Source organism: Gemmatimonadales bacterium (assembly GCA_030697825.1).
GTDB lineage: Bacteria > Gemmatimonadota > Gemmatimonadetes > Gemmatimonadales > JACORV01 > JACORV01.
In genome coordinates this window covers 1-2,730 of sequence record JAUYOW010000053.1, presented here as the reverse complement: position 1 = coordinate 2,730, position 2,730 = coordinate 1, and the positions used below count along the sequence as shown (strand labels likewise).

General features: G+C 71.7%; 4 protein-coding genes. All 4 read left to right on the top strand.

The annotated features are described in order from the left end of the window. Positions 1-668 (top strand): rod shape-determining protein (locus tag Q8Q85_02640; protein MDP3773140.1); only part of this gene is annotated, 668 nt, incomplete at its 5' end. 56 nt (positions 669-724) lie between these two features. Continuing rightward, entirely contained in the window at positions 725-1,462 is a 738-nt protein-coding gene (gene mreC, locus Q8Q85_02635; GenBank protein ID MDP3773139.1) for a rod shape-determining protein MreC, read from the top strand. Further along, positions 1,441-1,890 carry a hypothetical protein gene (locus Q8Q85_02630; protein MDP3773138.1) on the top strand — a complete coding sequence of 150 codons (450 nt, stop codon included), beginning with the start codon at positions 1,441-1,443 and terminating at the stop codon, positions 1,888-1,890. The genes mreC and Q8Q85_02630 overlap by 22 nt, the downstream gene beginning before the upstream one ends. A gap of 3 nt (positions 1,891-1,893) precedes the next feature. Continuing rightward, the coding region (locus tag Q8Q85_02625; GenBank protein ID MDP3773137.1) for a penicillin-binding transpeptidase domain-containing protein at positions 1,894-2,730 on the top strand (837 nt) is incomplete at its 3' end.

Here is a 2,730-nt window from a genome sequence, read left to right as displayed (position 1 = left end):
CGCTGCGCGCCGGCGCCCGCGAGGTGTTCCTCGTGGAGGAGCCCAAGGCCGCGGCCATCGGCGTGGGCCTGCCGATCCACGAGCCAGGCGGCAACATGATCATCGACATCGGCGGCGGCACGACCGAAATGGCCGTCATCTCCCTGGATGGCGTCGTCATCGCGCGCTCCATCCGCATCGCCGGCGATGAGCTGGACCACTCGATCATCGAGCACCTGCGCAAGGTGTACAACCTCATGATCGGGGAGCGCACGGCCGAGGAGATCAAGATCCGCATCGGCTCGGCGTACCCGCTCGATGAGGAGCTGACCATGGAAGTCCGCGGCCGCGACCTGGTCACCGGGCTGCCCAAGACGGTCACCATCACCTCCGAAGAAGTCCGCGAAGCGCTGTCCGAGCCGGTGCACGCAATCGTGGAAGCGGCGCGGCAGACGCTGGAGAAGACGCCGCCCGAGCTCTCCGCCGACCTGATCGACCGCGGCATCGTGCTGGCCGGCGGCAGCTCGCTGCTGCGCGGCCTGGACAAGCTCATCGCGGAGGAGACCGGGCTGCCGGTGCACATCGCCGAGAACCCGGTCACCGCCGTCGCGCTCGGGGTGGGGAAGGGCCTCGACAACATCCGGTACCTGCGCACCCGGATCGCCCTGAACTCCTCGCCCGACTACTAGACCCAACCAGGGCCTGCTGAGTCATTCAGACGTCTGTCCGCCGGTCCCGAGCCTTCGTGCTCGGCCTGGGGCTCGTAGGCGCGCTCCTGCTGGCGCACGAGCCGTGGCGTCATAGCGCCCTCGCCCTCGTCCGGCTCCCGTTCACCTTCCTCCGCGCCGCCGTCCGCCTCGTGATCCTCCTGCCGCGCCTGCCCTCGCTGGTCGAGGACAACGCGCGGCTGCGCCACGCGCTGACTGCGCGCGAGCTCGAGGTCTCGGCGGCGCGCGAAACGCTCCGCCAGCAGCACGCCGCCGGCGCGTTGCAGGCGGCCTGGCCGCAGGCCGCCGGCCGGCTGGCGTCCGCCTTGGCCCGGTCTCCGCTGCCCACCCAACAGACGCTCCTCATCGATCAGGGCCGCCGCCACGGCGTGAGCGAAGCCGCGCTCGTGGTGGATGCCCAGGGCGTCGTCGGCCGCATCCTTGAAGCGCAGGACGCCACCTCGCTCGTGCTCATGCTCACCGATCCCAACAGCCGCATCGCCGGGCTGATCGAGCGCTCGCGCGAGACCGGGTTGTTGATCGGCCGCGGGTTCTCAGAGTGCCACCTGACGTACCTCGGCCTGGAAGCGGATGTGCAGGTGGGTGACCGCGTGGTCACCGCGGGGCTGGGGGGCGCGGTGCCGAAAGGGCTGCTGCTCGGCACCGTGACGCGTGTGGAACGCCTGGAGCGCGCCGGGGCAACCCGCGCCACCGTGACGCCGGCCGCGTCACTGGGCCGGCTGGAGGAGGTCCTGTGTTTGCCGCCGGCCTCGTGATCGTCGCGGCCGCGGTGAGCCAGGCGCTGGCCGCCCACGCGCTGGGCTCGGCGTGGTGGGTGCCGCAACTTGTGCTGGCCGCGTGCATCCGGCAGACCAGCCGGCAACCGCGCGCCTGGCTGCCGCTCGCGGTCCTCGGCGGTGCGTGCATCACCGCGTTGACCGTGCGGTGGGCCGCGCCGGTGCTGCTGTTGTTCGTGGCGTTCGGGGCCGCGTGGAGCGCGGCCATGCGATTTTGGGATGTCTCAGACGCCCGGTTGCAGGCGATCGCGACCGGCATGGCGGCCGCCATCCTCATCAGCGTCACCGCCGGGTTGGATCGCGCATGGTCCTGGCCGATGGCAGGCCTCACCGCGTGGCAAGCGGTATTGAGCGCTTTCGCCGCCGCGGTCTGGGCCGCGGTCCGGCCGGTCGCGGCGAGGGCCTAGCCGATGGGGGCTCGCATCATCAAGCTGCAGATCGGGCTGGTCATCGCCCTGGTCCTCATCGGCGGACGGCTCCTCCATCTGCAGATCCTGCAGGGTGCCGGCTACCGCCGGCTCGCAGAGCAGAACCGGCTCCGCGTCGTGCCGGAGGCCGCGCCCCGGGGCGTGATCTATGACCGCAAGGGCCGCATCCTCGCGGCCACCCAGACCGTCTTCCGCGTCGCCGTGGTGCCGCAGGAGCTGCGCGACCAAGAATTGCACACCGTGCTCACCCAGGTGAGCGCGATCGCCCAGCGGCCGGTGCAGGCGCTGCAGAAAGCGTACCGCAAGGCGCGCAGCTTCGCGTTTCTGCCCGCCACCGTCGTCAACCGCGTGCCGAAGGACATCGCGCTGCGCCTTGAAGAGGAGCGGTGGCGGCTGCCTGGCGTGCTGGTGCAGGCCGAAACCGCGCGGGCGTACCCGCACGGCGCGCTCGCCGCGCACGTGCTCGGCTACGTGGGGCTGCCGTCTCCCGAGGAGTACGCGCAGCTGAAGCGCCACGGGGTCAGGGTCAACGACCTCATCGGGCGGGCCGGCCTTGAGCGCAAGCTCGACGGCACGTTGCGCGGCCGCTCCGGCGGGGTCCTCGTCGAGGTCGATCACCGCGCGCGGCAGATCCGCACCGTCGGCGAGCGGCCCTCGGAGCCTGGCCGCGATATCACGCTCACCCTGGATGCCGGGCTGCAGTCGCTCGTCGAGGCCTCGCTCGGCGAGCACCCCGGCGCCGCGGTCGTCATCGATCCAGAGACCGGCGACGTGCTGGCCATGGTCAGCCGGCCGGCGTACGATCCCAACGCGTTCGCG